This is a genomic window from Amycolatopsis anabasis (assembly GCF_009765355.1).
In the GTDB taxonomy this organism is placed as follows: Bacteria; Actinomycetota; Actinomycetes; order Mycobacteriales; family Pseudonocardiaceae; genus Amycolatopsis; species Amycolatopsis anabasis.
Window position 1 is genome coordinate 90752 of sequence record NZ_VTHK01000003.1, and the last position, 21707, is coordinate 112458.

Consider the following 21707-nt stretch of genomic DNA (forward strand, 5'->3'; position numbering starts at 1 on the left):
TTACCGGCGCAGGTTCTCGACGGACTGCCTCGGCCAGGGCAGGTTCAGTTCCGGGTACACCTCCGGCTCCGCCGGGGACAGCACCGGCTCCCCGGGGACCTCGGGCAGCGGTCGCGGCGTCGGCGCGGCCGAACGCAGCCACTCGCTCACCCGGCGGAGGTACTCGTCACTCATCAGTCGTACATCCCTTCAACTGTCCACAATGGATTTCCGGTTTCCGTTCTCGTCAACAGGAGCGCCGTTCCCGGCTCACCCGCACGCCCCGCCAGCAACACCTGCACCCGGGCCCGGGCCGGCGTGCCGGAAGGGGACCACCACTGCGCGTCCACCGGCCACGGCCCCGCCCAGTCGAGGACCCGCGCCGCCGGACCGCCGTCCACCGCCACCTCGAACGGCGGCTCGGTGAGCACCCGCCGCTCGGTGATCCCCACTTCCCGCCCCGCGGAATCGGTGACCCGGGCCGGAAGCACGCGCTCGAACACGGTCGCCGGGGACGGCGCCGGCAACCGGCCGGGCCAAGGCGCACCGGGCGGGCTCGACGGGACCCGGTGATCGCCCCACGGCACCAGGCGGACCCGTTCGGCCGGGCCCCGGCCCCCGTCGAGCACCGCGGTGAAAACGCTCTCCGGACCGAGCAAACCCTGCACGCGCACCAGTGCCCGGCCGGCTCGTTCCGCCGCGAGGCCCTGCTCCTCGCCCATGGCATGCGGTTTGCCGTCCACACCGCCCTGCCACAGCCCGAGTTGCAGGGACTGCCCGGCCACGGTCTCCTCGGGCGCCAACCGCAACCGGGCCACCCCGGAAGTCGGGCGGATCCCCGGCGCGGCCCGGAGCCAGCCCTCGAACTGCCACCGGACCCGATCGGCGATTCCCTGTGGGGTCAGCGGTTCCGCGCACCGCCACACCCGGCTCAGTTCCTCCCCGCTCTCCGTCGTGGCGTAGATGCCCAGCCTGGTGCAGGCCAGCCCTCGGGCGGCGAGCCCCGCGTGGAACCGCCCGGCCAGGGTCTTCGCCATGAACGCGGCCGCGTCCACCCGGTCCAGCGCCGGCTCGAACGACTCGGTGACCGACAGTTCGGGTGGTGGCCGCCGCCGGTGCGGTGGCCGTTCGGAGTGCCCGCGCGCCAACCGGTGCGCGAGCATTCCGACGCTGCCGAACCGGGAGGCGACATCCCGCTCGGCGAGTGCGGCGAAGGCACCCAGGGTGCGCAATCCCAGGCGCTTCAGCAGATCGACGAGCTCACCGCGCTCGGCCCCCGGCTGGTCGAGCTCGAAGATCGACAGCGGTGCGAGGAACTCCGCACTCCGTCCCCGCTCGACCAGCACGGACCGGTGCGCGGCGAGCACCGCGGCGAACAACCCGTCGGCGACACCGATCTGGCACTCCACCCCGGCCCGGGCCGAGACGTGGTCGACCAGCATCTCGACGAGGGCGGACTCGCCGCCGAAGTACCCGGCCGCACCGCTCACCGGCACCGCCACCAGCCCGGGCCGGACCGCCTCGACCCCGACGACCAGTTCCTCCACCGCCGCGACCACCGGTTCGAACAGCCGCGCGTCCCGTCCCTCGTCGACGGTGAGCACCGCGAGCTCCGGACACCGGGACTGGGCCTCCCGGCGCCGCATGCCCCGGCGGACCCCGTCGGCCCGGGCGACCGCGGAGCACGACACCACCCGGTTCGCCGCGAACACCGCGACCGGCCGGTGGACCGGGATCCCCGCGCTCGCGGCGGCCGCCACCGCGGGCCAGTCCGGGACCCACACCACCAGAATCCGCACTTCCCGCGACACCGGCAGATCCCGGCCACCGTCTGATGTGGACACTCTGCTCATCCCGCCTCCTCGGCCGGGAGCGGCCCCGCGCGTTCGGCGCTCCGGACAGCCGGGGTGTCCGGGGCACCGCGGGCCACCACTCCCGCGGGCCCCGGCAGGAGCAACTCCGCCCGCACCGGCCGCGCCGCCGCTCCCCTGCCCCCGGCATGGACCGTGACCCGCCGGGTGCCCAGGTAGCCGTATCCGGATTCCAGGCCGGTCCACCGCCCGGCCGCGCAGTGCAGCTCCACCTCGGCTCCCGGCCAGGCCCCGCAGCTGAGCAGTACCGCGCCGCGATGCCGTGCCCGCGCGGACAGCCGGCGCGCGACCTGAGGCGCCAGCCGACCGGCGGGATCGACCGCGACGAGGTCCAGCCCGTCCAGCAGGGCGGCGACGACCGGAGCGAATTCGACACCGGGGTGCGGTACCAGTGCGAATCTGCCCACCTCGACGCCGAGCTCCTGCGCGGCCACCAGGCCGAGATCGGGCATGCCGACCGCGGCCGCCCAGGAGCCGTTCGCCGTCGCCTCGGCCAGCAGGGCGAGCAGCAGGGAACTCGCCCCGTGCACCGCGACCGTGCTGCCCCGCCGGAGGCCCGCCGAGGGCAGCAGGTCCCGCAACGCGGCGGCCACCGGGAGCACCCGGCCGGTGACGTGCGCGTGTTCGGCGGCCGCGGCGACACCGCTCGCCGTGCTCACCCCGGGTAGCGACGCCAGCTTCGCCACCGGAGCGCGCGTGTCGATCGCCGCACCCGTCACCGGAACCACCTCCCCACACACGTCGCCGACCGACACCCGTGCCTGAGCACGGGCTAGAGTTCACCGCGGGGAAGGCGGTTATTCGAACAGGTGTTCGACTCCTTCAGTCAACACCCCGTGCCCCCGGCTGTCAAGTCCGCTCTCGCGTCACCAGATCGCAACGGCGGTGACGGCGTGGACCAGGGCGAGAACCGCGCCACCTCCGGCCATCCCCCATTCCCGCCGGGAGACGCCGATACCCGCGTCGGCCACCTGCGCGCACGCGGCCGCGAGCAGACCGAGCACCCCCGCCGGACCCGGCGCGGCGAACGGCACGATCGCGGCGAGAAAACCCAAGGGCACGGCCCGTGCCGCATACATCCACGCGTAGAACCGCTCACCGCTCGCCGGCGTACCGGAGCGACTCAACACCGCCGGGCGCACGACCGCCACCACGGCGAACGCGACGCTCACGGCCGCGAACGCGGCATTGACAACCCCCAGTGCGACCATCCCGACACCCACTTCCACCCTAACTATTTACAAAGTTCACTGTGTATGGATGGTACAGTCTCCACGTGGCATCGGAACCCCGAAGCAAGCGCGCTCTCCACGAATCCCCGGCGTTCCGGCTCACCGTCCTCGGCACCCATCTGGCCGGTGACTTCGCCGAGCACCTCCGCGCCGCGGAACTGACCCCGAAGCATCTCGGCGTGCTCACGGTCGTCGATCAGGGATTCGCCCGGACCCAGGACGACGTGGCCCGGCTCATGCGGGTCAGCCCCAGCCTGGTCGTCCGGCTCATCGACCACCTCGAGCAACGCGATCTCATCGGGCGCCGCCGCGACCCGGGCAACCGTCGCCGGCACATCCTTTCCGTTACCGCACAAGGGAAGACAGTCATCGACAAGGCCGCGGACTTCGCGGCCACGCTCGATGCCGACCTGGCCACGCGCCTCGGCCGCGGACTCGGCCACCAGTTCGACGAAGCGCTCGCGAACCTCATGGCCCACCTCACCGAGAATCCGTAGTCAGAACCCCCACGCACCTTCGGCACGCGAAAACTGTCGGCCGTCGCGGCTATGGTCCCGAGCTGTCCGAATTTCCCGATTCAGCGGAGGGCCAGCATCATGATCATCATCTCCGGGCGCCTGCACGTCGATCCCGGTGCGCGCGACGAATACCTGGACGGCTGCCGTGCCGTGGTGGAACAGGCCCGGGCCGCGCCCGGCTGCCTCGACTTCGCGCTGTCCGCCGATCTGCTCGAACCGGACCGCATCAACGTGTACGAGCGATGGGAGTCCGACGAGCACCTGGCACGGTTCCGGGGAGCCGGACCGGACTCGGCGCAGGCCGTGCGGATCAGGGACGCCTCGGTGGCGAAGTACCGGATCTCCGCCACCGAGCCCCCTTGACCTACGAAGACACCTCGCCGGGTTCGATGTCCCGCAGGCGGCGCCACGCCAGCACGGCCAGCACCGCGACCGCGGCGAACGCGATCCAGAACGGCGCCAGCAGCCCGAAACGCTGCGCGACCACGCCGCCGAGCAACGAGCCCGCCGCCGCCCCGCCCGCCGAGGCCAGCAGGTAGACGCTGCTGACCCGGCCGAGCAGGGCGACGGGCGTCTTCTGCTGGCGCACCGTGGTGGCGACCGTTCCCCACACCAGGGCGTGCGCGCCGAACACGGCCATGGTCAGCGCCGCCACCCACACGTTCCGGGTGAGCGCGAGGACCAGGTACGTCAGCGATTCGATGGCCAGCCCGGTGCGCAGCAGGAAGGTCCGGCTCAGCCGGGATTCCAGCCATCCGTAAGCCTGGGAACCCGCGATCGCGCCGACCGCCCCCACCGCGACCAGCAGTCCGAACTGCCGCTCGGACAGGCCGAGCCACTGGCGGGCGTAGAGCACCCAGACCGCGAGCGCGGCGACCCCGGTGAGGTTCATGACCAGGATGCAGAGCGTGAGCATGCGCAGCGCCGGGTTGCGCCACAGCCAGCGCACGCCTTCGGCGATGTCCGCGCGCAGTGCCCGGCGTTCGCCCGGTTCGGCGGGCACCGGACGGGTCCGCGCGAGCAGGGCCACCGTCAGCAGGAACGCCGCCGCGTGGAAACCGAACGGGAGTGCCGCTCCCACGGCGAACAGGAAGGCGCCGATCGGCGGGCCGACGAGCTGGTTGCCCACGGTGAAGGTCAGGAAGAGGCGGGCGTTGGCCCGCCCCAGCGCGGCCGGTTCCACCAGGGAAACCACGACCGCCGCCGATGCCGTATCGGCGAGCGTCTCCCCGGCACCGAGGAGGAACAACGCGAGGTAGATCGGCCACAACTGGGTGAGCCCGAACGCGACGACGATCGCCAGGACGGCGAGGACGGTCCCGCGGACGGCGTTCACCACAAGGATCAGCGTCCGGCGCGGCAACCGGTCCGCGAGCGCGCCGCTGGACAACGCGAACAGGAGCCAGGGCAATTGCTGAGCGAACGACCCGGCCGCGACGGCCGCGGGGGAGGTGGTGAACGAGGAGATCAGCAGCGGGCCGGCGGCCAGCAGGGCGCCGTCACCGAGATTGGTGGCGGCCGCGGTCCACCACAGGCGGGTGAAATCGGGGCCCAGCCCCGGAGAGGTGCGAAGGAATCGACGCGGGAAAGGACGTCGAGGCATGACGAAACTCCCGAATGGATGCGAGGAAAACGCGGACGGGGGCGACGCCACCGCGTCGCCCCGGTTCGCCTCGCCGGGAGTTCCGGCGGTTACGAGCGGACGGGCTCCCGGTACAGGGCGAACGGTTCAGCCGGACCGGAACAGGTGTCACGCATCGCATCCGCCTTTCGTCATCGGGGTTTCCCGGAGCGTACGGCCATTTCGGGATATGCCGCGAGCGAAATCGCGCTACTGATGAACGTGCGTCAGTGCGCGAAGTGCCGGGTGCCGGTGAGGTAGAGGGTCACCCCGGCCTCCTCGGCCGCCGCGATGACCTCGGCGTCCCGCACCGAACCGCCCGGCTGGACCACCGCGCGCACACCGGCTTCGAGCAGCACCTGCAGCCCGTCCGGGAACGGGAAGAACGCGTCCGACGCGGCGACCGAACCCTTGGCCCGGTCCCCGGCGCGCCGCACGGCGAGCCGGGACGAGTCGACCCGGTTCACCTGGCCCATCCCGGCGCCGACCGTCGCGAGGTCGTGCGCGAGCAGGATCGCGTTCGACTTCACCGCACGCACCGCGCGCCAGGCGAATTCCAGGTCGGCCAGGGTGGCCTCGTCCGCGGCCTCCCCGGTGGCCAGCGTCCAGTTCGCCGGATCGTCGCCGGGGGCGTCGATGGCGTCGACGGTCTGCACGAGCATCCCGCCGGAGATCGGCCGGAACTCGATCGGGTCCGGGCTGGTCAGCGCGGGCAGCCGGAGCAGCCGGATGTTCTTCTTGCGGCGCAAGACGTCCAGCGCCTCGTCGTCGAACTCGGGGGCCAGCACGACCTCGGTGAACACGTCCGCGATCTGCTCGGCGGCCTCGCGGGTGACGGGGCGGTTCGTGGCGATCACCCCGCCGTACGCGGAAACCGGGTCGCACGCGTGGGCCTTCCGGTGCGCCTCGGCGATATCGGCGCCGACCGCGATCCCGCACGGATTGGCGTGCTTGATGATCGCGACGGCGGGCTCGCTGAAGTCGTAGGCGGCCCGGCGGGCGGCGTCGGTGTCGACGTAGTTGTTGTAGGACATGGCCTTGCCGTGCAACTGCTCGGCGTGCGCGAGCCCGTCCCGCCAGTGCTTGTACACCGCGGCTCGCTGGTGCGGGTTCTCGCCGTAGCGGAGGATCTCGCCGCGCTCCCAGGTTCCGCCGGTGAAATCGGGGAAACCGGAGTCGTCGGCGGGCGCGTAGGCGTTCGCGAACCACGCGGCCACCGCCATGTCGTAGCTCGCGGTGTGCGCGAACGCCTGCGCCGCGAGGCGTTTGCGGTCCTCCAGCGCGAACCCGCCTTCGCGGACGCGTTCGAGAACCCAGTCGTAGCGGGCAGGGTCGACCACGACCGCGACGCTGCCGTGGTTCTTGGCCGCCGCGCGCACCATCGCCGGGCCGCCGATGTCGATGTTCTCCACGCAGTCCTGGGGGCTCGCACCGGAGGCGACGGTCTGCCGGAACGGGTAGAGGTTGACCACCAGCAGGTCGAACGGCGCGATGTCGAGCTTGCGCAACTGCTCGACGTGGTCGTTCCGGTCGCGGTCGGCGAGCAGGCCCGCGTGCACCCGGGGGTGCAGCGTCTTCACCCGGCCGTCGAGCGACTCGGGAAACCCGGTGACCTCCTCGACCGGGGTGACCGGCACCCCGGCGTCGGCGATCACCCGCGCGGTGCCGCCGGTGGAGACGATCTCCACCCCGGCCGCGTGCAGGCCGGTGGCGAGCTCGAGCAGCCCCGCCTTGTCCGAGACACCGATCAGGGCGCGCCGAACGGGACGCTGTCCATCCGCACTAGACCCAGTCACCCGAAACTCACCTTTCGTCCGTCCACGGTGCAGCCACCGCGGCCCAGTCGCTCGATCACCTGTACGAGCAGCCTGCGTTCCACCGCTTTGATCCGTTCGTGCAGGCTGGCTTCGTCGTCGTCCGGTTCCACGGTGACGGCTTCCTGCTCGATGATCGGGCCGGTGTCGACCCCGGCGTCGGCGAAGTGCACGGTGGAGCCGGTGACCTTCACACCCGCCGCGAGCGCGTCGGCGACCGCGTGCATACCGGGGAACGCGGGCAGCAGCGCGGGATGCGTGTTGATCACCCGGTTGGCGAACCGGCCGAGGAAGTCGGCGCCGAGGATCTTCATGAAGCCCGCGGACACCACCAGATCCGGCTGGTACGCGGCGACCGCTTCGGTCAGCGCCTTGTCCCAGGCGGCGCGGTCGGGATGGTCGCGCAGGCGGACGGCGAACTGCGGCACCCCGGCCCGCTCGGCCCGGGCCAACGCCTCGATACCGTCGCGATCCGCGCCGACGGCCACCACCTCGGCCGGATAGCCCGGCTGCCCGGCCGCGTCGAGCACGGCCTGCAACAGCGTGCCCGAACCGGACGCGAGTACGACGACCTTCACCGGAGTGGGCAGATCCAACCGACCAGACAGAACGGTCTCCTCAGCGCCAACGCGGCCTTCACCTGGGATTACAGCGATTACAGCCTAGTCGCGGGGGTTCGCGTCCTCCGAGGCGGCCTCGGGGGGCTCGCTCGCCTCGGCTTCCTCCACCGGAACGTCGGCCGGTACCCCGGTTTCCGCCTCGGGCTCGACGGTGTCCTCGGTGTCCGATTCTGCCTCGGCGGGTTCCTCGGCAGCGGCGTCGGTGTCTTCGGCTTCGGGTTCCTCGTCGACGTCTTCCGGCGGCTCGGTTTCCGCCTCGGGAAGGGGTTCGAGCGGCTCGGCTTCGGCGGGCGGTTCTTCGGCCGGGCCGTTCGGACCCGCGAACCACGCGACCAGGCCACCGGGGAACGCGATCCAGCAGAACGCGGCCACCGAGACCAGCCCGACCGGGATGCCGACCGGATCGAAGGGGCCGTTGCCCAGCCGGCCCCCGGCGAGCGTGCCGAGTACGACGCAGCCGAATCCGACCAGCGCACCGGCCACGCCGACCGTGCGCAACCGGGCGAGCCGGTCGGAACCGGCGCGGCGCAGCGACCAGCCGACCAGCGCACCGGCCACCGCGGGCAGCGCCAGCAACGCCGGCCACCAGGCCGCGTACTGCTCGGGGATCCCGGCGAGCACCGGCAGACCGGGCACCGGCCCGCCGGTGAAACCGAACGGCCCGACCGACACCGAACCGATCGAGAATCCCGGGCCCGCGGCGAACCCCAGGCCGAAGACGATCGCGTTCGGCAGGTACCCGAGGGAGAGCAGGAACATGCCGAGCCCACTGCCGAGGCCCGGGGCGTTCCTCGTGAAGAGCCCGTGCGCGGTGGGCGCGGACCACGCCGTCGCGAACGCGGAGACGATCGCCCCGCACACGAGCAGGGCGGCCATGCCGAGCGCCCCGGCGCGCAGCCCGTGCACCGCGATCGGATCGAGCCGGTCGGCCAGCATCGACGCCAGGCCACAGCGCCCGGCCACCCCGGCCGTGGCCGCGAGCGCGGCGAGGAGGCCGGGCACCAGGAACGCGGCGAGCGGGTCGACGCTGAGCGGGCGGCCGGCGAGCAGCAGAGCGATCGTCACGCCGAGCGCGGCGTGGGCGAGGGCGATCGTGCCGATCACGGGGATCACCCCCGCCGGTTCGCGGCAGCCGAGTCGGTGCGCCGCGCCGGAGGCCGTCCGGGCGACCAGGAGAACGGCGCCGACCGTGGCGAGCAGGGGCAGCATGCCGAGCGGCCGGCCGGTGATCTCGATCGGCACCTGGTAGGCGGCGAGCCAGCCCGGACCGGCGGCCAGGAGCACGCCGGACGTGGAGAAATGTGCTTCCGAAGCGGCGGCGGTGACCAGGGCCAGCAGTGCGGCGACGACCGCGTACCCGGTGACCAGCGGCCCCACCGCCGCCGAGATCAACACCCGCACCCGGGCGATCCCGGTCAACCCCGGGGGCGGCTCGAATTCCTCGTCCAGCCGCTCCCCGCCGGGCTGAGCATGCCTGGTGAGCAGCTGCATGGCCCGACCCTCGCATCCGAGTTGGGCCATCCGGGTGAGGCACGCCGCCGGATGATCATGCCCACCTCGACATCCACCCGAGGGGGTTAGCCCTAACGTGTGTCGCCGAGGTGGGGGTCAGCTTTGCTGGCCGAACCCTCCGGGCGGGGTGCCCGGCTGTTGCTGCTGCTGACCGGATTCGGTCGACGGCTGCTGGTAGAACTGGCCCTGCTGGGGGGCGTAGGTGGTGGACTGCGAGCCCGGCGACGACACCGGCGGGCCGTACTTGGTGGGCTGGGAGAACGGGGTGGACTGCTCGTTCGGCCCCTGCTGCGGCTGCCCGAACTGGCTCGGCTGCTGCGGCTGCTGGCCGAACGGTGCCTGCTGCTGGCCGTACTGGCCACCGCCGTAGGCGGGCTGCGGCTTCGCGGCCGGGAGCGTGAGCACGCCGTACTCGAAGAGCAGCGCGGCGACCGAGACCAGCATCTGCAGGATGCCGAGGATCAGGATCACGGTGACGATCCCGGGGACTTCGCCTTCCTTCGGCACCCGGACGACCACCAGGATCGCGGTGAGCGCGGCGAGCACGTTGATCAGCGCGGCGAACGGCAGCACCCTGGGGCCCTTGGGCAGCACGTGCAGCGCGGAGAGCAGGCCACCGATCAGCAGGAACCGCAGGACGTCGTCGGCGGGTGCGGCCTCATCGGAGTAGCCGATGAAGTAGTTCACCAGGCCGAGCACGGTGACCGCGAGGGCCAGCAGGGTCGCGATGCTCAGCGTGCCGACCCCGGTGACCGGAGCGGACTGCTGCTGTTGCGGGGGCTGCTGCTGGGGAAACCCACCGGTGTTCGGCGCCTGCGGATTGGGTTGTGCGCCGCCACCCTGCTGGGGGTAGCCAGGCCCACCGCTGGGGAAGGTCATTCCGTGCTCTCCTGTCGTTCGACCGGTCTCGCGGGCGTCACCCGGGACTCCGATGGCGGCTTCATCGCGGAAAACGCTAGCGCACCGAAGCCTCCGGACCGCCCCGGGATATGGACGCCTGACCCACCCGGATGGTTTCGTTTCCGGCCCGGAAAAGCGGGAGGGCCGGGCACCGCGTGCGGTGCCCGGCCCTCCCGGCGAACTCGGCTTCAGTGCAGGTTCTTGTACAGCTCCCGCGCCAGTTCGGCCGTCTCGGTCGGGGTTTTGCCGACTTTGACGCCCGCGGCTTCGAGGGCTTCTTTCTTGGCGGCGGCGGTGCCGCTGGAGCCGGAGACGATGGCTCCGGCGTGGCCCATGGTTTTGCCTTCGGGGGCGGTGAACCCGGCGACGTAGCCGACCACGGGTTTGGTGACGTTGGCCTTGATGTAGTCGGCGGCGCGTTCCTCGGCGTCCCCGCCGATCTCGCCGATCATCACGATGACCTCGGTCTCCGGATCCGCCTGGAACGCCTCCAGCGCGTCGATGTGGGTGGTGCCGATGACCGGGTCACCCCCGATCCCGACCGCGGTCGAAAACCCGATGTCCCGCAACTCGTACATCATCTGATACGTCAAGGTCCCCGACTTGCTGACGAGGCCGATCTTGCCGGGGCCGGTGATGTTGGCCGGGATGATGCCCGCGTTCGACTGGCCCGGGGAGATCACACCCGGGCAGTTCGGCCCGATAATCCGCGTCTTGTTGCCTTTGGCCACCGCGTGGGCCCAGAAGTAGGCCGAGTCGTGCACCGGGATGCCCTCGGTGATCACCACCGCCAGCTCGATCTCCGCGTCAATCGCCTCGATCACCGCGTCCTTGGCGAACTTCGGCGGCACGAAGATCACGCTGACGTTGGCGCCGGTTTCCTTGATGGCCTCCTCGACCGTGCCGAACACCGTCAACTCGCGGCCCTCGATCGTGACGGTCTGCCCGGCCTTGCGGGCGTTGACCCCGCCCACGATGTTCGTGCCGGACTTGAGCATCTTGGTCGCGTGCTTGGTGCCCTCCGACCCGGTGATGCCCTGAACAATGACCTTCGAGTCCTGATTCAGAAAGATAGCCATGGTTCACGCACCTGCCGCCGCCAGCTCGGCGGCCTTGTCCGCCGCACTGTCCATCGTGTCCACCTGCGTCACCAGCGGATGGTTCGCCTCATCCAAAATCCGGCGACCCTCCTCCACATTGTTGCCATCCAACCGCACCACCAACGGCTTACTGGCTTCGTCACCCAGAATCTTCAACGCCTCGACAATGCCGTTCGCGACCGCGTCACACGCGGTGATCCCACCGAACACATTCACAAACACACTCTTCACCGCCGGGTCGCCGAGGATGACATCCAACCCCGCGGCCATCACCTCCGCCGACGCGCCACCGCCGATGTCGAGGAAGTTCGCCGGTTTCACCCCGCCGTGCTTCTCCCCGGCGTAGGCGACGACGTCGAGGGTGGACATCACCAGACCCGCACCATTGCCGATGATGCCGACCTCACCATCCAGCTTGACGTAGTTGAGGTCCTTCGCCTTCGCCTTCGCCTCCAGCGGGTCCTCGGCCTGCTTGTCCACCAACTCCGCATGCCCGGGCTGGCGGAACGCGGCGTTCTCGTCCAGGGTGACCTTGCCGTCCAGGGCGATGATCTTGTCCTGGGGATCGCGCACCAGCGGGTTCACCTCGACCAGCGTGGCGTCCTCGGCCACGAAGGTCTCCCACAGCTTCACCACCACATCCGCGGCCTCGTCCACCACCTCGGCGGGGAACTTGCCCGCGGTCAGGATCTCCACCGCCTTGGCCTTGTCCACCCCCGCGATCGCGTCCACCGGGATCTTCGCCAGGGCTTCGGGGCGCTCCACCGCGAGCTGCTCGATCTCCACCCCACCCTCGGCCGAGGCCATCGCCAAGAAGGTGCGGTTCGCCCGATCCAGCAGGAACGAGAAGTAATACTCCTGCGCGATATCCGAGGCCTCCGCCACCAACACCCGATGCACGACATGGCCCTTGATATCCAGCCCCAGAATCGCCTCGGCCTTCTCCCGAGCCTCCTCCGGACCCTGCGCCAGCTTCACACCACCGGCCTTACCCCGGCCCCCGGTCTTCACCTGGGCCTTCACCACAACCTGACCACCAATAGCGGCGGCCGCGGCCTTCGCTTCTTCCGGATCACTCGCCACAGAACCGGGAAGAACCGGCACTCCGTGGGAGGCGAAGAGATCCCTCGCCTGATACTCGTAGAGGTCCACTACTCCAGTCTCCTGACGACACGCCACTGTGTTGAACGCATAGCGGTGCTGCTGCTGTCGGACGCGAATGACCCTAGCGACCTGCGGAGAGGTCGGGGCCTCCGCACCCGGTGAAGTCCGTCACCGTGCGCGGTCGGACGGTGATTCCGTGATGTGAGACGCCACACGGGCGACCCAGTCGGTAGCCTCGGAAGTGGTTTCCACCACCGGGATCGCGACGTCCGGGCGCGCCGGGCCGAGCGCGAACACCGGCATTCCGGACAGCTCCGCGGCTGCCGCCGCGGTGAGCGCGGGATCGTCGCCGACGACGCCCAGCACGTCCGGATCCTCCTGTTCGACCGTGCGCACGATCTGCTCCGCCGTGTGCAACCGCCCCGCGTAGATCACTTCGACGCCCTCGTCGCGCAAGGTGCGGGCGAGTGCGGTCGCGGCGTCCTCGGCGTCGGCCAGTTCGACGACGACCACCCGGATCAACGCGCGGTTCATACCGCGCGCCGCACCGGCCGGCTCACCGCGAGCACGGCGGCGACCACCAGCGCGGCCGCGCTGCCGAGCGCGAACCACCAGCCGAGCGCCACGTGCGCCCCCACGAGCGGGGACCCGAGGAGCCACGGCTCCGCGATGCGCAGCCCGGCGACGCAGGCCGCGCCGAACAGCAGGGCCGCGGCGCGGGGCGGGCGCGAGCGCGGCGCGAGGAAGGCGGCGCCGAGCACGACGAGCAACCCGGCCAGCAACCCCCAGGACGGGGTGTCGAACCGGCCGAAGAGGCTGGCGCCGGTGTACGCGGGCGCGCCGGTCGCGGGCAGCCCGAACGCGCCGACCGCCAGGAGCCCGCCGAGCACCAGCGGCACGAGCAGGCCGGGGCCCGGTCGCGGGCCGTCGGCGTCCGCGTCCTCGGATTCATCGCGTTCGACCATCCCGGCGATCACCGAACAGCACGCCGTGGTGGCCGCGGCGAACATCGCCAGGGAGGTCCACACCATCCCGGAGCCCACGGAATAGGTTCCGAACACTTCGGTGCTCGCGAGCGCGGTGTCCACCACCGCGGTACCGGCCAGCGGAACTCCGATCCAACAAACCGAGAGCACCGGACGGATCCGGGCCGCCAGCGACGGCACGAGCATCGCCAGCCCGAGCACGCCGACCAGCAGACCGGCGGTGAGCAGGAGGAACCGTGCGGGGCTTTCCGCGCCACCGGTGGTGCCGTCGGGCTTCACGATCTGCGGGACCAGCGCGCCGGACACGGCCAGGAACGCGGTGAACATCCCGAACAGCCCGGTCGCCACCCGGAGTCCCCGTTTGCCCGGCAGGTTCGCCTCGCCGGATTCGTCCACCGTCCGCGGTCCGGCCGGGGCGAAGGCGAGCACGACCAGGATGGCCGCGCCGAGCAGCGCCACGATCGGCCCGGCGCTGGGGCGCGCCGACTGCACGGCCAATCCGGAGACCAGGTTCGGCACGGCCACCGCGGCCACGCCACCGGCCAGCCCGAAGAGGCAACCCCCGGCGACTTCGCCCGCGCCGGACCCCATCGCGAACGCTCCGGCCAGTGGCAGCGCGCAGGCCAGCAGCAGGCAGCCGCCCAGGACCAGCAACGGTCCCTCGAACGCGTTCCACGCGGGCAGGAACGCATCGCCGGACCGGTACGGCGCCATCACCAGCCCGACCCCGGCGACCAGCCCGGCCAGAACGGTTCCCGCCAGCCAGCGACGGCCACCCACTCCGGACGGCGCCGCGGAGCCCCGCAGGTCGACCTGCCGGGCGAGCAACCGTGCGGCGAGCAGCCCGGCGACCCCGAGCGCGGCCTGCCCGGCGAGCGCGAGCCAGAGCCCGGGCCCCGGGCCCGGCCAGGCCAGGCTGACCGGCCGGTACAGCTCGGGGTGCGCGGTCAGCGACGGGTCGACCAGGAACTGCAGATCGAGCACGATCCGGCCGGGGGCGAGCGCGCCGAACCCCGCGAGCACCCCGGCCGCGACGAGCGGGCGCCGGGTCAGGACGAAGGCGGCGGCCAGCACCATCGGCAGCAGGGCGAGCGCCACCAGCAGGGGTCCGCTGGCATAACCGCGGGATCCGCCGTGCACCACCGGGAGCAATGCCCCGAGCGTCAGCAACACCGCCGCGAGGCCACCGGCGGCGAAGGCGGCGGCCAGCAGTTTCGCCGACGCTTCGTCCGCGACATCCGGCGACCGTGAATCGGACCGGGAGGTCTCCCCGCGAAAGAGCCAGGTGCGCGCAGTCATTGACCACGAACGCTAGCAAGCGACCGGTGGCCGCCTTCCGTGCCCGCGCGCGAGCGGGCACGGAAAACGAAAGCCGCCAGATTTCCGCGCCCGCACGCCATCAGCAGACACGCCGACCACCACGCAAGACTGTTATGCACCTCACACCAAACGGAGTAATTGCCCCTCTACTTTGGGTCATACCCACAGATAGCGGACAGATGCGCCGACCTCGTTCGGCCGACACGCGGCCTGCATCTTGCCGACAGCGGTGCCCCTTCGTTACTGTCCCCCGGTCCCCATTACAGTCAGGTCACGAACAGGACAGCGAGCAACCACCCCCGAGGTTGCTCACCGGAATCCCCCGTCCGGTGTCCTCGATCTGGCTCCCCGAGTACGGAAGGCCCTGTCTTGGCTCGACACCGCTCCCCCGGCGGCCAAGCTCCTTCCCCGGAAATGGATGACGCACTGGACGGTGCGGTCGTCCGCGTCCGGGGCTCCCACCGGCTCCCCGCACCGCCATCCGCGCTGCGTGGCCGCGTGGTGGTCGCCGCGGTCGCTGCCGGCGCCTTTGCCGCTGCCGCTGCTGGTCAGACCCTCCAAGCTGTCGGTTCGAGTGATTCCAACACCGGTGTGACGCCGCTGGCGAGCGCGCGTGACGCGAGTGCCGCCCTCGGAGTTGGCGGCGACGCTCCCGCGGGCGCCCCCGAGATGCTGCCCGTCGCACTGAACAGCGACGCTTCGGCCGAAGTCCAGAAGCTCAACGACAGCGAGCAGATCACCCAGGCTCGGCAGGAACGCGAGGCCGCCGAGGCCCGCAAGGCCGCCGAAGAGGCTTCCCGCCCCAAGACCTTCGCCCCCGCCGAGGGCAGGTTCACCTCCGGCTTCGGTGCCCGGTGGGGCACGAGCCACCTGGGCATCGACGTCGCCGCCCCGATCGGCACCCCGATCCACGCCGTCTCCGACGGCACGGTGATCGAGGCCGGCCCGGCGAGCGGCTTCGGCCTGTGGGTGCGCATCCAGCTGCCGGACGGGACCATTCACGTCTACGGGCACATGAACAGCTTCTCCGTGCGCGCCGGCCAGAAGGTCAAGGCGGGCGAGCAGATCGCCGAGGTCGGCAACCGCGGCCAGTCCACCGGCCCGCACGTGCACTTCGAGGTCTGGACCCCGGCCGGGAAGAAGATCGACCCGCGTCCGTGGCTGGCCGCGCGCGGCGTGGACCTCTGAGACAGTCACCGAGACCGCAGACCCGCCCCGCATCCGCGACGAGCTAGCCGCTACCTCCTTCCTCGCCGGGCAACCGGCGCACGAAGTACGCGATGGCGACCTGCCATACGCTGCACACGGCTCCCGGCGACCGCGCGCGTCGACACAGCGCGCACCGGCCGCCGGGCGCCTGTTCGTGCATACGCAACAGCGCCCGCCAGGCGGCCACCAGCAAGGCCGCCTCTTCCGCCAGGGGACCCCGTTCCCCCGCGGCTTTCCCCGCGATGTCCTCCAGCCGCCGCAGTACCCCGCTGCCGACGAACCGAAACCACCACTCCTCCACACCGCGCCCCCTCCCCGGGGCGCCGGTCACGCCAGCTTACCCCATAGATCGAACGTTTGTTCGATGTTCTTTCTAGTGGAGGGGTCTGACAGTTTCGGGGGTGGCGGGGTCCCGCCTAGAGCTTCACCATCGGCACGCTGCCGATCAGCATCAACCGGACCGTCCCGGAGGCGCCGAAGTCGATGGTCGCGGTGGCCCGCGGGCCGCTGCCCTCGGCGGCCACCACGGTGCCCAGGCCGTACTTGTCGTGGCTGACGCGGTCGCCGACGTCCAGTTTCAACGCCACGGTGTCCTTCCAGCCCTTCATCGGCGAGGTCGAGGTCCGGGAGCCACCGGACGCGGAGTCGCCGAAGGACCGCCGGCCCCAGGTCGTCGCGGCCCGGGGTGAGCCCGATCCGCCGAGCCCGCCGCCGGACGGTTCCAGGCGGCGCCAGTCGAGCAGATCGGCGGGAATCTCGTCCAGGAACCGGGAAGCCGGGTTGTTCATCGGCTGCCCCCAGGCCGAACGCACCAGCGCCCGGGAGAGGTAGAGGCGCTTGCGGGCCCGGGTGATCGCCACGTATGCCAGCCGGCGTTCCTCGGCGAGTTCGGCGGGCTCCCCGAGCGCGCGCATATGCGGGAAGATCCCGTCCTCCCACCCGGTGCAGAACACCACCGGGTACTCCAGGCCCTTCGCGGTGTGCACGGTCATCAGGGTGACCACCCCGGCGTCGGACTCCTCGTCCTCGCCGTCCGGGGTCGGGATGGAATCGGCGTCGGCGACCAGGGAAACGCGTTCGAGGAAGGCGGGCAGCGAACCCGGGGCGGGCACCCCGGCCGCGTCGTCCTCCTCGGCGGGGGCGGCCGTTTCGGCGGCGAACTCGGCGAACTCCCGGGCCACGGTGACCAGTTCGGTCAGGTTCTCCACCCGGGAGGCGTCCTGCGGATCGTCGGATTCCTCGAGTTCGACCCGGTAGCCGGTGCGTTCCAGCACGGCCTCCAGGATGTCGGCCACCTCTTCGCCGCTTTCCACGAGTTCGCCGAGGCCGTCCATCAGCTCCACGAACCCGGTGATCGCCCTGGCCGAACGCGGGTTGAGCAGCGGCACGTTCCCCTTCACCGCGTCCCGCAGCGCCGCCGAGAACGAGATCCGCTCCCGTTCCGCGTGCGTGGCGATGACCGCCTCCGCGCGGTCGCCGATGCCGCGCTTGGGCACGTTCAGGATCCGGCGCAGGCTGACCGTGTCCTCGGGGTTGGCCAGCACGCGCAGGTAGGCGAGCATGTCCCGCACCTCGCGCCGTTCGTAGAAGCGCACACCGCCGACCACCCGGTACGGCAGGCCGAGGCGGATGAAGATCTCCTCGAACACCCGGGACTGGTTGTTGGTGCGGTAGAAGACGGCCACGTCCGAGTACTGCGCCTCGCCCCGGTCGGCCAGCGCGTCGATCTCCCCGGCGACGAACGCGGCCTCGTCGTGGTCATTGTCGGCGACGTAGCCGACGATCTTCTCGCCTTCGCCCGAGTCGGTCCACAGCCGCTTGTCGCGCCGGTTCGGGTTGCGCGCGATCACCGCGTTCGCCGCGGACAGGATCGTCTGCGTGGAGCGGTAGTTCTGTTCCAGCAGGATCGTCCGCGCGCTCGGGAAGTCCCGTTCGAACTCCTCGATGTTGCGGATGGTCGCGCCGCGGAAGGCGTAGATCGACTGGTCCGCGTCGCCGACCACGCACAGTTCCGCCGGTCGCACCCCGGATTCGGTGACCTCGGTGCCGACCAGCTCGCGCACCAGGGTGTACTGGGCGTGGTTGGTGTCCTGGTACTCGTCGACCATGACGTGGCGGAAGCGCCGCCGGTAGTACTCGGCGACATCCGGGAAGTTCTGCAGCAGTTCGACCGTGCGCATGATCAGGTCGTCGAAGTCCATCGCGTTGGCCAGGCCCAGCCGGCGCTGGTACTCGGCGTAGACCTCGGCGACCCGGCGCTCCAGGTCGTTGCCCGCCCGCGACGCGGCGGTCTCGGCGTCGATCAGCTCGTTCTTCAGGTTCGAGATGTGCACGGCCAGCGTGCGCGCCGGATAGCGCTTGGGGTCCAGGTCGAGGTCGCGGGCGACCAGGGTGATCAGGCGCCGGGTGTCGTCGGAGTCGTAGATGGAGAAGCTCGACGACATCTCCAGCGTCTTCGCCTCGCGGCGCAGCACCCGCACGCACATCGAGTGGAACGTCGACACCCACATCGCGTTCGAGCGGCGGCCGACCAGCTCGCTCACCCTGTCCCGCATCTCCGCGGCGGCCTTGTTCGTGAACGTGATCGCCATGATCTGGCCGGGGTGCACGTCCCGTTCGGCGAGCAGGTACGCGATCCGCCTGGTCAGCACCCGGGTCTTGCCGGAGCCCGCACCGGCGACCACCAGCAGCGGGGCGCCGAGGTGGGTCACCGCCTCGCGTTGCGCCGGGTTCAGGTCGGCGAGCAGGTCGGAATGGCGGCTCGGGGCCGGGCCGCCGGTGGGGTTCTCGGGGAGATCGAAGAGGGTGCTCATCGGGGATCCACGCTACTCGGGGGGTCTGACGGGATACGCGCCTGGACGTACCCCGAACTACCGCTTGCCGTCCGATGCCGTGCGGCCGGAGCGCGGCGAAGATCGAAGGATGACCGAGACACCTGCCGGAATCCGCGCCTCCGACGCCGAACGCGAACGGGTCGCGAAGATCGTCCAGAACGCGAGCGCCGAAGGGCGGCTGACGATCGCCGAGACCGAAGAACGGCTCGGCGCGGTGTACGCCGCGAAATACACGGGCGAGCTGAACTCGCTCACCGCCGATCTGCCGCCCCGGGCCGTCGCGCGGGCCACGCCGTTCCCGCCGCACCGCGCGCTGCGCGTGCACGCCGCGCTCGTCGTCGCGCTGTCGGTGCTCCTTGTCGTCCGCTGGATACTTTCCGACGCCCCGTTCTTCTGGCCGATCGCGCCGATGTTCTGGCTCGCGGTGAGCCTGTTCGTGCACGCCCGGATCCGCGGGCTGGGCAGGCGGCGGCGCGAGGCTGTGCCATACTGATCCCGTGCGACACCACGCGTTCCGATTTTTCTACGGGATCCGGACTCCGGCTCCCGTGATCGCGTAGTGCCTGAACCGCAATCACCCAAAGCCCCGGAGTCCACGGACCCGGGGCTTTCGTCGGCTCGGGGGCCAGGTGGGGATCGGGGCCGACCGGAGGTCCAGATGAACGCTCAGACACACGAAGCGGCCGAGAACGCCGACGCGGATTCGCAGGTCCCCGCGCCGGAGGAGATCGCCGAGCTCCGCAAGGAGATCGACTGGCTCGACGCCGAGATCCTGCGGCTGGTCAAACGCCGCGTCGAGGTGTCCAAGACGATCGGCGCGGCCCGGATGGCGGCCGGCGGCACCCGGATCGTCTACAACCGCGAGATGGACGTGCTCGCCCGCTACCGGGAACTCGGCCCGGAGGGCCGCCAGCTCGCCATGGCGCTGCTGAACCTGGGCCGCGGGCGGCTGGGCCGGTAGAACGGTTCGGGAAAACCCGCGAATCTCAGGGTGTTCCCCGAGCCGATCAAGCCCCGGGGCGGGCACACTGGACGCCATGGACTGGATCATCAATCTGATCGCTGTGGTGATCGCCATCGTCAGCGTGCTCGCCGCCCTCGCTCACGTCGGCTACCTCGCGCTGCTGAACAACGCGGCGAACAAGCGCGCCGGGGGTTCCCCGGTGGCGCAGTACGTCCGCGGCCGCTGGGCGGTCGCCGGCGGCACCACCGCGGCGTCGCTGCTCGCTTGGCTGTTCACCGCCGGGGGTACCCCGATGGACATCCTGGCGATCATCGTCGCGGCCGGCAGCGGCGCGGTGGCCACCAAGGCGCTCCAGTCCACGCAGCAGAAATACCGCAGCGGCGGATAGTCCCCGTACCAGATTATTCGGCGTGGCGCCGCCCGATTGGCGGCGCCCGTCAGAGTGATATCGCGGACCCGCGCGGCCAGTGTCGGCGAAGCCTCTTACCCTATGTCCGGTGAGGACCCTCGCGCCTCGGCCGGGCGACGGCCGGACCACACGCTCGGCAGAGCGCCGTGCGCGTGCAGCGGGGCGTGCAGATTCCCGCGAAGGTGCTCGTCCGATCGGATTAATCGGCCTCCGCCTTCCGTCAGCCGCGCCGGGGACGGGAGTCCACTGGACATGAACGGCGGGGCGGACACCTTCGGCACTTCATCTCGGTCGGGCAGGCACCGGCGGGACGCGGGCGGCGGCACCTGGACACCCACGGTCCCCCCGCGGCGCTCCGGCGGACGGCACCAGGCCGGCGAGGATCCCCTCGACCCGCCCGCCACCGGTTCGCTTCCGGCGCCACTGCTCTCGCGGATCATGGACGAGGGCGTCGACGACGGCTACCCGGCCGCCAGCGGCGAACTGCCGGCACCGCGGCCGGCCTATCCGCCCCGGAAGCACCTGGTGGGCCAGCGCCGCGCCCCGATCACCCCGCCCCCGGTGCCCAGCCAGCCCCGCCACCGGGATCCGATCGACAAGGACGCCGAGACCAAACCCGTCGCCCGGCGCACCAAGGTGACGCTCAAGCCCCTGGCGCCCCGCGAGGAAGCGGACGTCCGGGTGTACGTGGCGCCGCCGCGGGACGGGCTCAGCACGTTCGACCTCGGCACCGTGCCCGCCTCGGTCACCCCGCCGCGCAGCTGGCGCAAGGCGGCCTGGTTCGCCACCGCTTCGTCCGGCGGCGTGGTGGTCGCCCTGCTGTTCGCGGGCTCCCTGCTGGTCGGCAAGCCGGCCGACAACCAGGCCGTGGTCGGCTGGCCCGGGCTCAAGGGCGGGCAGCCCACGATGGACGGCGAGCAGCAGGTGGGCTCCACGCCGTCCCAGCCCGGCCTGTCCCACGGGGAACTCTCCGGCGCTCCCGACGACCCGCTCACGATGACCGGCCCCGGCCACTCCTCCAGCGGCCGGACCGGCGCGGGCAGCCCCCGGCCGACCGGTTCGCTGGCCAGCTCGCCCGGCCGGTCCGGCTCCTCCAGCTCGGATCCGACCACGCCGCCGACCACGAGGCCGCCGCAGAAGCCGCCGGTGACCCGCGCGCCGTACACGAGCGAACCGCCGCGCTTCGCCTGGCCACCGGCGAACGATCCGCGGATCCTCGCCGACCAGTCGCAGGACTTCCTCAACACCATCACCGAGGACCCGGCCGCCGCGCACGCCATGACCACCGGCGCGCTGCACGACAAGGGCGCCGACGGCCTGGCCCGCCGGTACGCCGACGTGGCCTACTTCGAGGTCAAGCAGGTCGACGTGCAGCAGTACAACGGCGAGGGCGTCACCGTCTGCACGGTCAGGACCGTGCACCGCGACGGCACCGCGACCACCGAGCGCCGGACGCTGACGTTCGGCGACGACGCCAAGATCTCCGACGACAGCAAGTAACGAGCGCCGGACGGCGGCCGCGTTGCTCTGGCCGGGTGACACCGGATGCCGTTCGTCGTCCCGGGGATGCCCTCCACCGATCAAGGCTGGCCGGTAACGGCTCGGGGTTGTTCCCTGATTAACAGGGGTCCGACTTTCACAGGATTGTTCACAAGACAACGCAAGTGCAGCAGGCGGCGGCCAACCCGGCCGCCGGGAGTCGACAACCGCGAAA

Annotated in this window: 22 protein-coding genes; 7 read left to right on the forward strand and 15 right to left on the reverse strand. The window is 71.4% G+C overall.

Going from position 1 to position 21707, the window contains the following annotated elements; genetic code table 11:
* From FXO23_RS04515 to FXO23_RS04530, 4 genes are all read right to left on the reverse strand, one after another.
* Nucleotides 1-174, reverse strand: coding sequence for a hypothetical protein (locus tag FXO23_RS04515; RefSeq protein WP_158881069.1), 174 nt, complete (start codon nucleotides 172-174; stop codon nucleotides 1-3).
* Entirely contained in the window at nucleotides 174-1832 is a 1659-nt protein-coding gene (locus FXO23_RS04520) for a DNA polymerase Y family protein (RefSeq protein WP_179956679.1), read from the reverse strand. Before FXO23_RS04520 ends, FXO23_RS04515 begins: the two co-directional genes overlap by 1 nt.
* Nucleotides 1829-2569 carry a hypothetical protein gene (locus FXO23_RS04525; protein WP_179956680.1) on the reverse strand — a complete coding sequence of 247 codons (741 nt, stop codon included), beginning with the start codon at nucleotides 2567-2569 and terminating at the stop codon, nucleotides 1829-1831. The genes FXO23_RS04520 and FXO23_RS04525 overlap by 4 nt, the downstream gene beginning before the upstream one ends.
* Nucleotides 2570-2716: 147 nt before the next feature.
* Nucleotides 2717-3061: a hypothetical protein gene (locus FXO23_RS04530; protein ID WP_158881071.1), complete on the reverse strand. Its 345-nt coding sequence runs from the start codon at nucleotides 3059-3061 to the stop codon at nucleotides 2717-2719.
* 65 nt (nucleotides 3062-3126) lie between these two features.
* Between FXO23_RS04530 and FXO23_RS04535 the strand changes: the two genes are divergently transcribed.
* Both FXO23_RS04535 and FXO23_RS04540 read left to right on the forward strand, forming a co-directional pair.
* Nucleotides 3127-3579 (forward strand): MarR family winged helix-turn-helix transcriptional regulator, encoded by a 453-nt coding sequence (locus FXO23_RS04535; protein WP_158881073.1) that lies wholly within the window; start codon nucleotides 3127-3129, stop codon nucleotides 3577-3579.
* Between the two features lie 99 nt (nucleotides 3580-3678).
* Complete coding sequence (locus FXO23_RS04540) at nucleotides 3679-3963, forward strand: putative quinol monooxygenase (RefSeq protein ID WP_158881075.1); 285 nt, start codon at nucleotides 3679-3681, stop codon at nucleotides 3961-3963.
* Nucleotide 3964: 1 nt separating this feature from the next.
* On the opposite strand, the gene FXO23_RS04545 is transcribed toward FXO23_RS04540, so the two are convergent.
* The 9 genes from FXO23_RS04545 to FXO23_RS04585 all read right to left on the reverse strand — a co-directional run bounded on the left by FXO23_RS04545 (nucleotide 3965) and on the right by FXO23_RS04585 (nucleotide 14556).
* Nucleotides 3965-5203 (reverse strand): MFS transporter, encoded by a 1239-nt coding sequence (locus FXO23_RS04545; protein WP_158881077.1) that lies wholly within the window; start codon nucleotides 5201-5203, stop codon nucleotides 3965-3967.
* Nucleotides 5204-5448: 245 nt separating this feature from the next.
* Nucleotides 5449-7017: a bifunctional phosphoribosylaminoimidazolecarboxamide formyltransferase/IMP cyclohydrolase gene (gene purH / locus FXO23_RS04550; RefSeq protein ID WP_158881079.1), complete on the reverse strand. Its 1569-nt coding sequence runs from the start codon at nucleotides 7015-7017 to the stop codon at nucleotides 5449-5451.
* Nucleotides 7014-7631 carry a phosphoribosylglycinamide formyltransferase gene (purN, locus tag FXO23_RS04555; RefSeq protein WP_158881081.1) on the reverse strand — a complete coding sequence of 206 codons (618 nt, stop codon included), beginning with the start codon at nucleotides 7629-7631 and terminating at the stop codon, nucleotides 7014-7016. The genes purH and purN overlap by 4 nt, the downstream gene beginning before the upstream one ends.
* Before the next feature lie 66 nt (nucleotides 7632-7697).
* Nucleotides 7698-9146, reverse strand: a complete 1449-nt coding sequence (locus FXO23_RS04560; protein WP_179956681.1) for a cell division protein PerM — start codon at nucleotides 9144-9146, stop codon at nucleotides 7698-7700.
* A gap of 117 nt (nucleotides 9147-9263) precedes the next feature.
* Nucleotides 9264-10046, reverse strand: coding sequence for a DUF5336 domain-containing protein (locus tag FXO23_RS04565; protein ID WP_158881083.1), 783 nt, complete (start codon nucleotides 10044-10046; stop codon nucleotides 9264-9266).
* A gap of 209 nt (nucleotides 10047-10255) precedes the next feature.
* A complete protein-coding gene (gene sucD, locus FXO23_RS04570; RefSeq protein WP_158881085.1) occupies nucleotides 10256-11146 on the reverse strand; it encodes a succinate--CoA ligase subunit alpha in 891 nt (296 codons plus the stop codon).
* Nucleotides 11147-11149: 3 nt separating this feature from the next.
* Nucleotides 11150-12319: an ADP-forming succinate--CoA ligase subunit beta gene (gene sucC, locus FXO23_RS04575; RefSeq protein ID WP_158881087.1), complete on the reverse strand. Its 1170-nt coding sequence runs from the start codon at nucleotides 12317-12319 to the stop codon at nucleotides 11150-11152.
* Between the two features lie 120 nt (nucleotides 12320-12439).
* The gene (locus FXO23_RS04580) at nucleotides 12440-12805 is read right to left on the reverse strand and encodes a hypothetical protein (RefSeq protein WP_158881089.1); all 366 of its coding nucleotides are present in this window, start codon (nucleotides 12803-12805) and stop codon (nucleotides 12440-12442) included.
* A complete protein-coding gene (locus tag FXO23_RS04585) occupies nucleotides 12802-14556 on the reverse strand; it encodes a hypothetical protein (protein WP_158881091.1) in 1755 nt (584 codons plus the stop codon). Before FXO23_RS04585 ends, FXO23_RS04580 begins: the two co-directional genes overlap by 4 nt.
* A gap of 435 nt (nucleotides 14557-14991) precedes the next feature.
* On the opposite strand from FXO23_RS04585, the gene FXO23_RS04590 reads away from it, so the two are divergent.
* Nucleotides 14992-15765 carry a M23 family metallopeptidase gene (locus tag FXO23_RS04590; protein ID WP_158881093.1) on the forward strand — a complete coding sequence of 258 codons (774 nt, stop codon included), beginning with the start codon at nucleotides 14992-14994 and terminating at the stop codon, nucleotides 15763-15765.
* A 43-nt stretch (nucleotides 15766-15808) separates the two neighbouring features.
* On the opposite strand, the gene FXO23_RS04595 is transcribed toward FXO23_RS04590, so the two are convergent.
* Nucleotides 15809-16117 (reverse strand): hypothetical protein, encoded by a 309-nt coding sequence (locus tag FXO23_RS04595; protein WP_246256907.1) that lies wholly within the window; start codon nucleotides 16115-16117, stop codon nucleotides 15809-15811.
* Between the two features lie 85 nt (nucleotides 16118-16202).
* A complete protein-coding gene (gene pcrA / locus FXO23_RS04600) occupies nucleotides 16203-18599 on the reverse strand; it encodes a DNA helicase PcrA (protein WP_158881095.1) in 2397 nt (798 codons plus the stop codon).
* Between the two features lie 109 nt (nucleotides 18600-18708).
* Between pcrA and FXO23_RS04605 the strand changes: the two genes are divergently transcribed.
* The 4 genes from FXO23_RS04605 (at nucleotide 18709) to FXO23_RS04620 (ending at nucleotide 21493) form a co-directional block, all read left to right on the forward strand.
* Entirely contained in the window at nucleotides 18709-19113 is a 405-nt protein-coding gene (locus FXO23_RS04605; RefSeq protein WP_158881097.1) for a DUF1707 SHOCT-like domain-containing protein, read from the forward strand.
* 165 nt (nucleotides 19114-19278) lie between these two features.
* On the forward strand, nucleotides 19279-19581 hold the full coding sequence (locus FXO23_RS04610) for a chorismate mutase (RefSeq protein ID WP_158881099.1): 303 nt from the start codon (nucleotides 19279-19281) through the stop codon (nucleotides 19579-19581).
* 76 nt (nucleotides 19582-19657) lie between these two features.
* The gene (locus FXO23_RS04615) at nucleotides 19658-19972 is read left to right on the forward strand and encodes a hypothetical protein (protein WP_158881101.1); all 315 of its coding nucleotides are present in this window, start codon (nucleotides 19658-19660) and stop codon (nucleotides 19970-19972) included.
* 273 nt (nucleotides 19973-20245) lie between these two features.
* Nucleotides 20246-21493, forward strand: a complete 1248-nt coding sequence (locus FXO23_RS04620) for a hypothetical protein (protein WP_246256908.1) — start codon at nucleotides 20246-20248, stop codon at nucleotides 21491-21493.
* Nucleotides 21494-21707: the final 214 nt, after the last annotated feature.

Coding starts and splice junctions, on each gene's coding strand:
- FXO23_RS04520 (WP_179956679.1), bottom strand. CDS start 1,832: ATGAGCAGAGTGTCCACATCAGACGGTGGCCGGGATCTGCCGGTGTCG.
- FXO23_RS04530 (WP_158881071.1), bottom strand. CDS start 3,061: ATGGTCGCACTGGGGGTTGTCAATGCCGCGTTCGCGGCCGTGAGCGTC.
- FXO23_RS04565 (WP_158881083.1), bottom strand. CDS start 10,046: ATGACCTTCCCCAGCGGTGGGCCTGGCTACCCCCAGCAGGGTGGCGGC.
- FXO23_RS04605 (WP_158881097.1), top strand. CDS start 18,709: ATGACCGAGACACCTGCCGGAATCCGCGCCTCCGACGCCGAACGCGAA.
- FXO23_RS04515 (WP_158881069.1), bottom strand. CDS start 174: ATGAGTGACGAGTACCTCCGCCGGGTGAGCGAGTGGCTGCGTTCGGCC.
- FXO23_RS04560 (WP_179956681.1), bottom strand. CDS start 9,146: ATGCAGCTGCTCACCAGGCATGCTCAGCCCGGCGGGGAGCGGCTGGAC.
- FXO23_RS04590 (WP_158881093.1), top strand. CDS start 14,992: ATGGATGACGCACTGGACGGTGCGGTCGTCCGCGTCCGGGGCTCCCAC.
- FXO23_RS04540 (WP_158881075.1), top strand. CDS start 3,679: ATGATCATCATCTCCGGGCGCCTGCACGTCGATCCCGGTGCGCGCGAC.
- pcrA (WP_158881095.1), bottom strand. CDS start 18,599: ATGAGCACCCTCTTCGATCTCCCCGAGAACCCCACCGGCGGCCCGGCC.
- FXO23_RS04545 (WP_158881077.1), bottom strand. CDS start 5,203: ATGCCTCGACGTCCTTTCCCGCGTCGATTCCTTCGCACCTCTCCGGGG.
- FXO23_RS04585 (WP_158881091.1), bottom strand. CDS start 14,556: ATGACTGCGCGCACCTGGCTCTTTCGCGGGGAGACCTCCCGGTCCGAT.
- FXO23_RS04580 (WP_158881089.1), bottom strand. CDS start 12,805: ATGAACCGCGCGTTGATCCGGGTGGTCGTCGTCGAACTGGCCGACGCC.
- sucD (WP_158881085.1), bottom strand. CDS start 11,146: ATGGCTATCTTTCTGAATCAGGACTCGAAGGTCATTGTTCAGGGCATC.
- FXO23_RS04615 (WP_158881101.1), top strand. CDS start 19,658: ATGGACTGGATCATCAATCTGATCGCTGTGGTGATCGCCATCGTCAGC.
- FXO23_RS04610 (WP_158881099.1), top strand. CDS start 19,279: ATGAACGCTCAGACACACGAAGCGGCCGAGAACGCCGACGCGGATTCG.
- FXO23_RS04620 (WP_246256908.1), top strand. CDS start 20,246: ATGAACGGCGGGGCGGACACCTTCGGCACTTCATCTCGGTCGGGCAGG.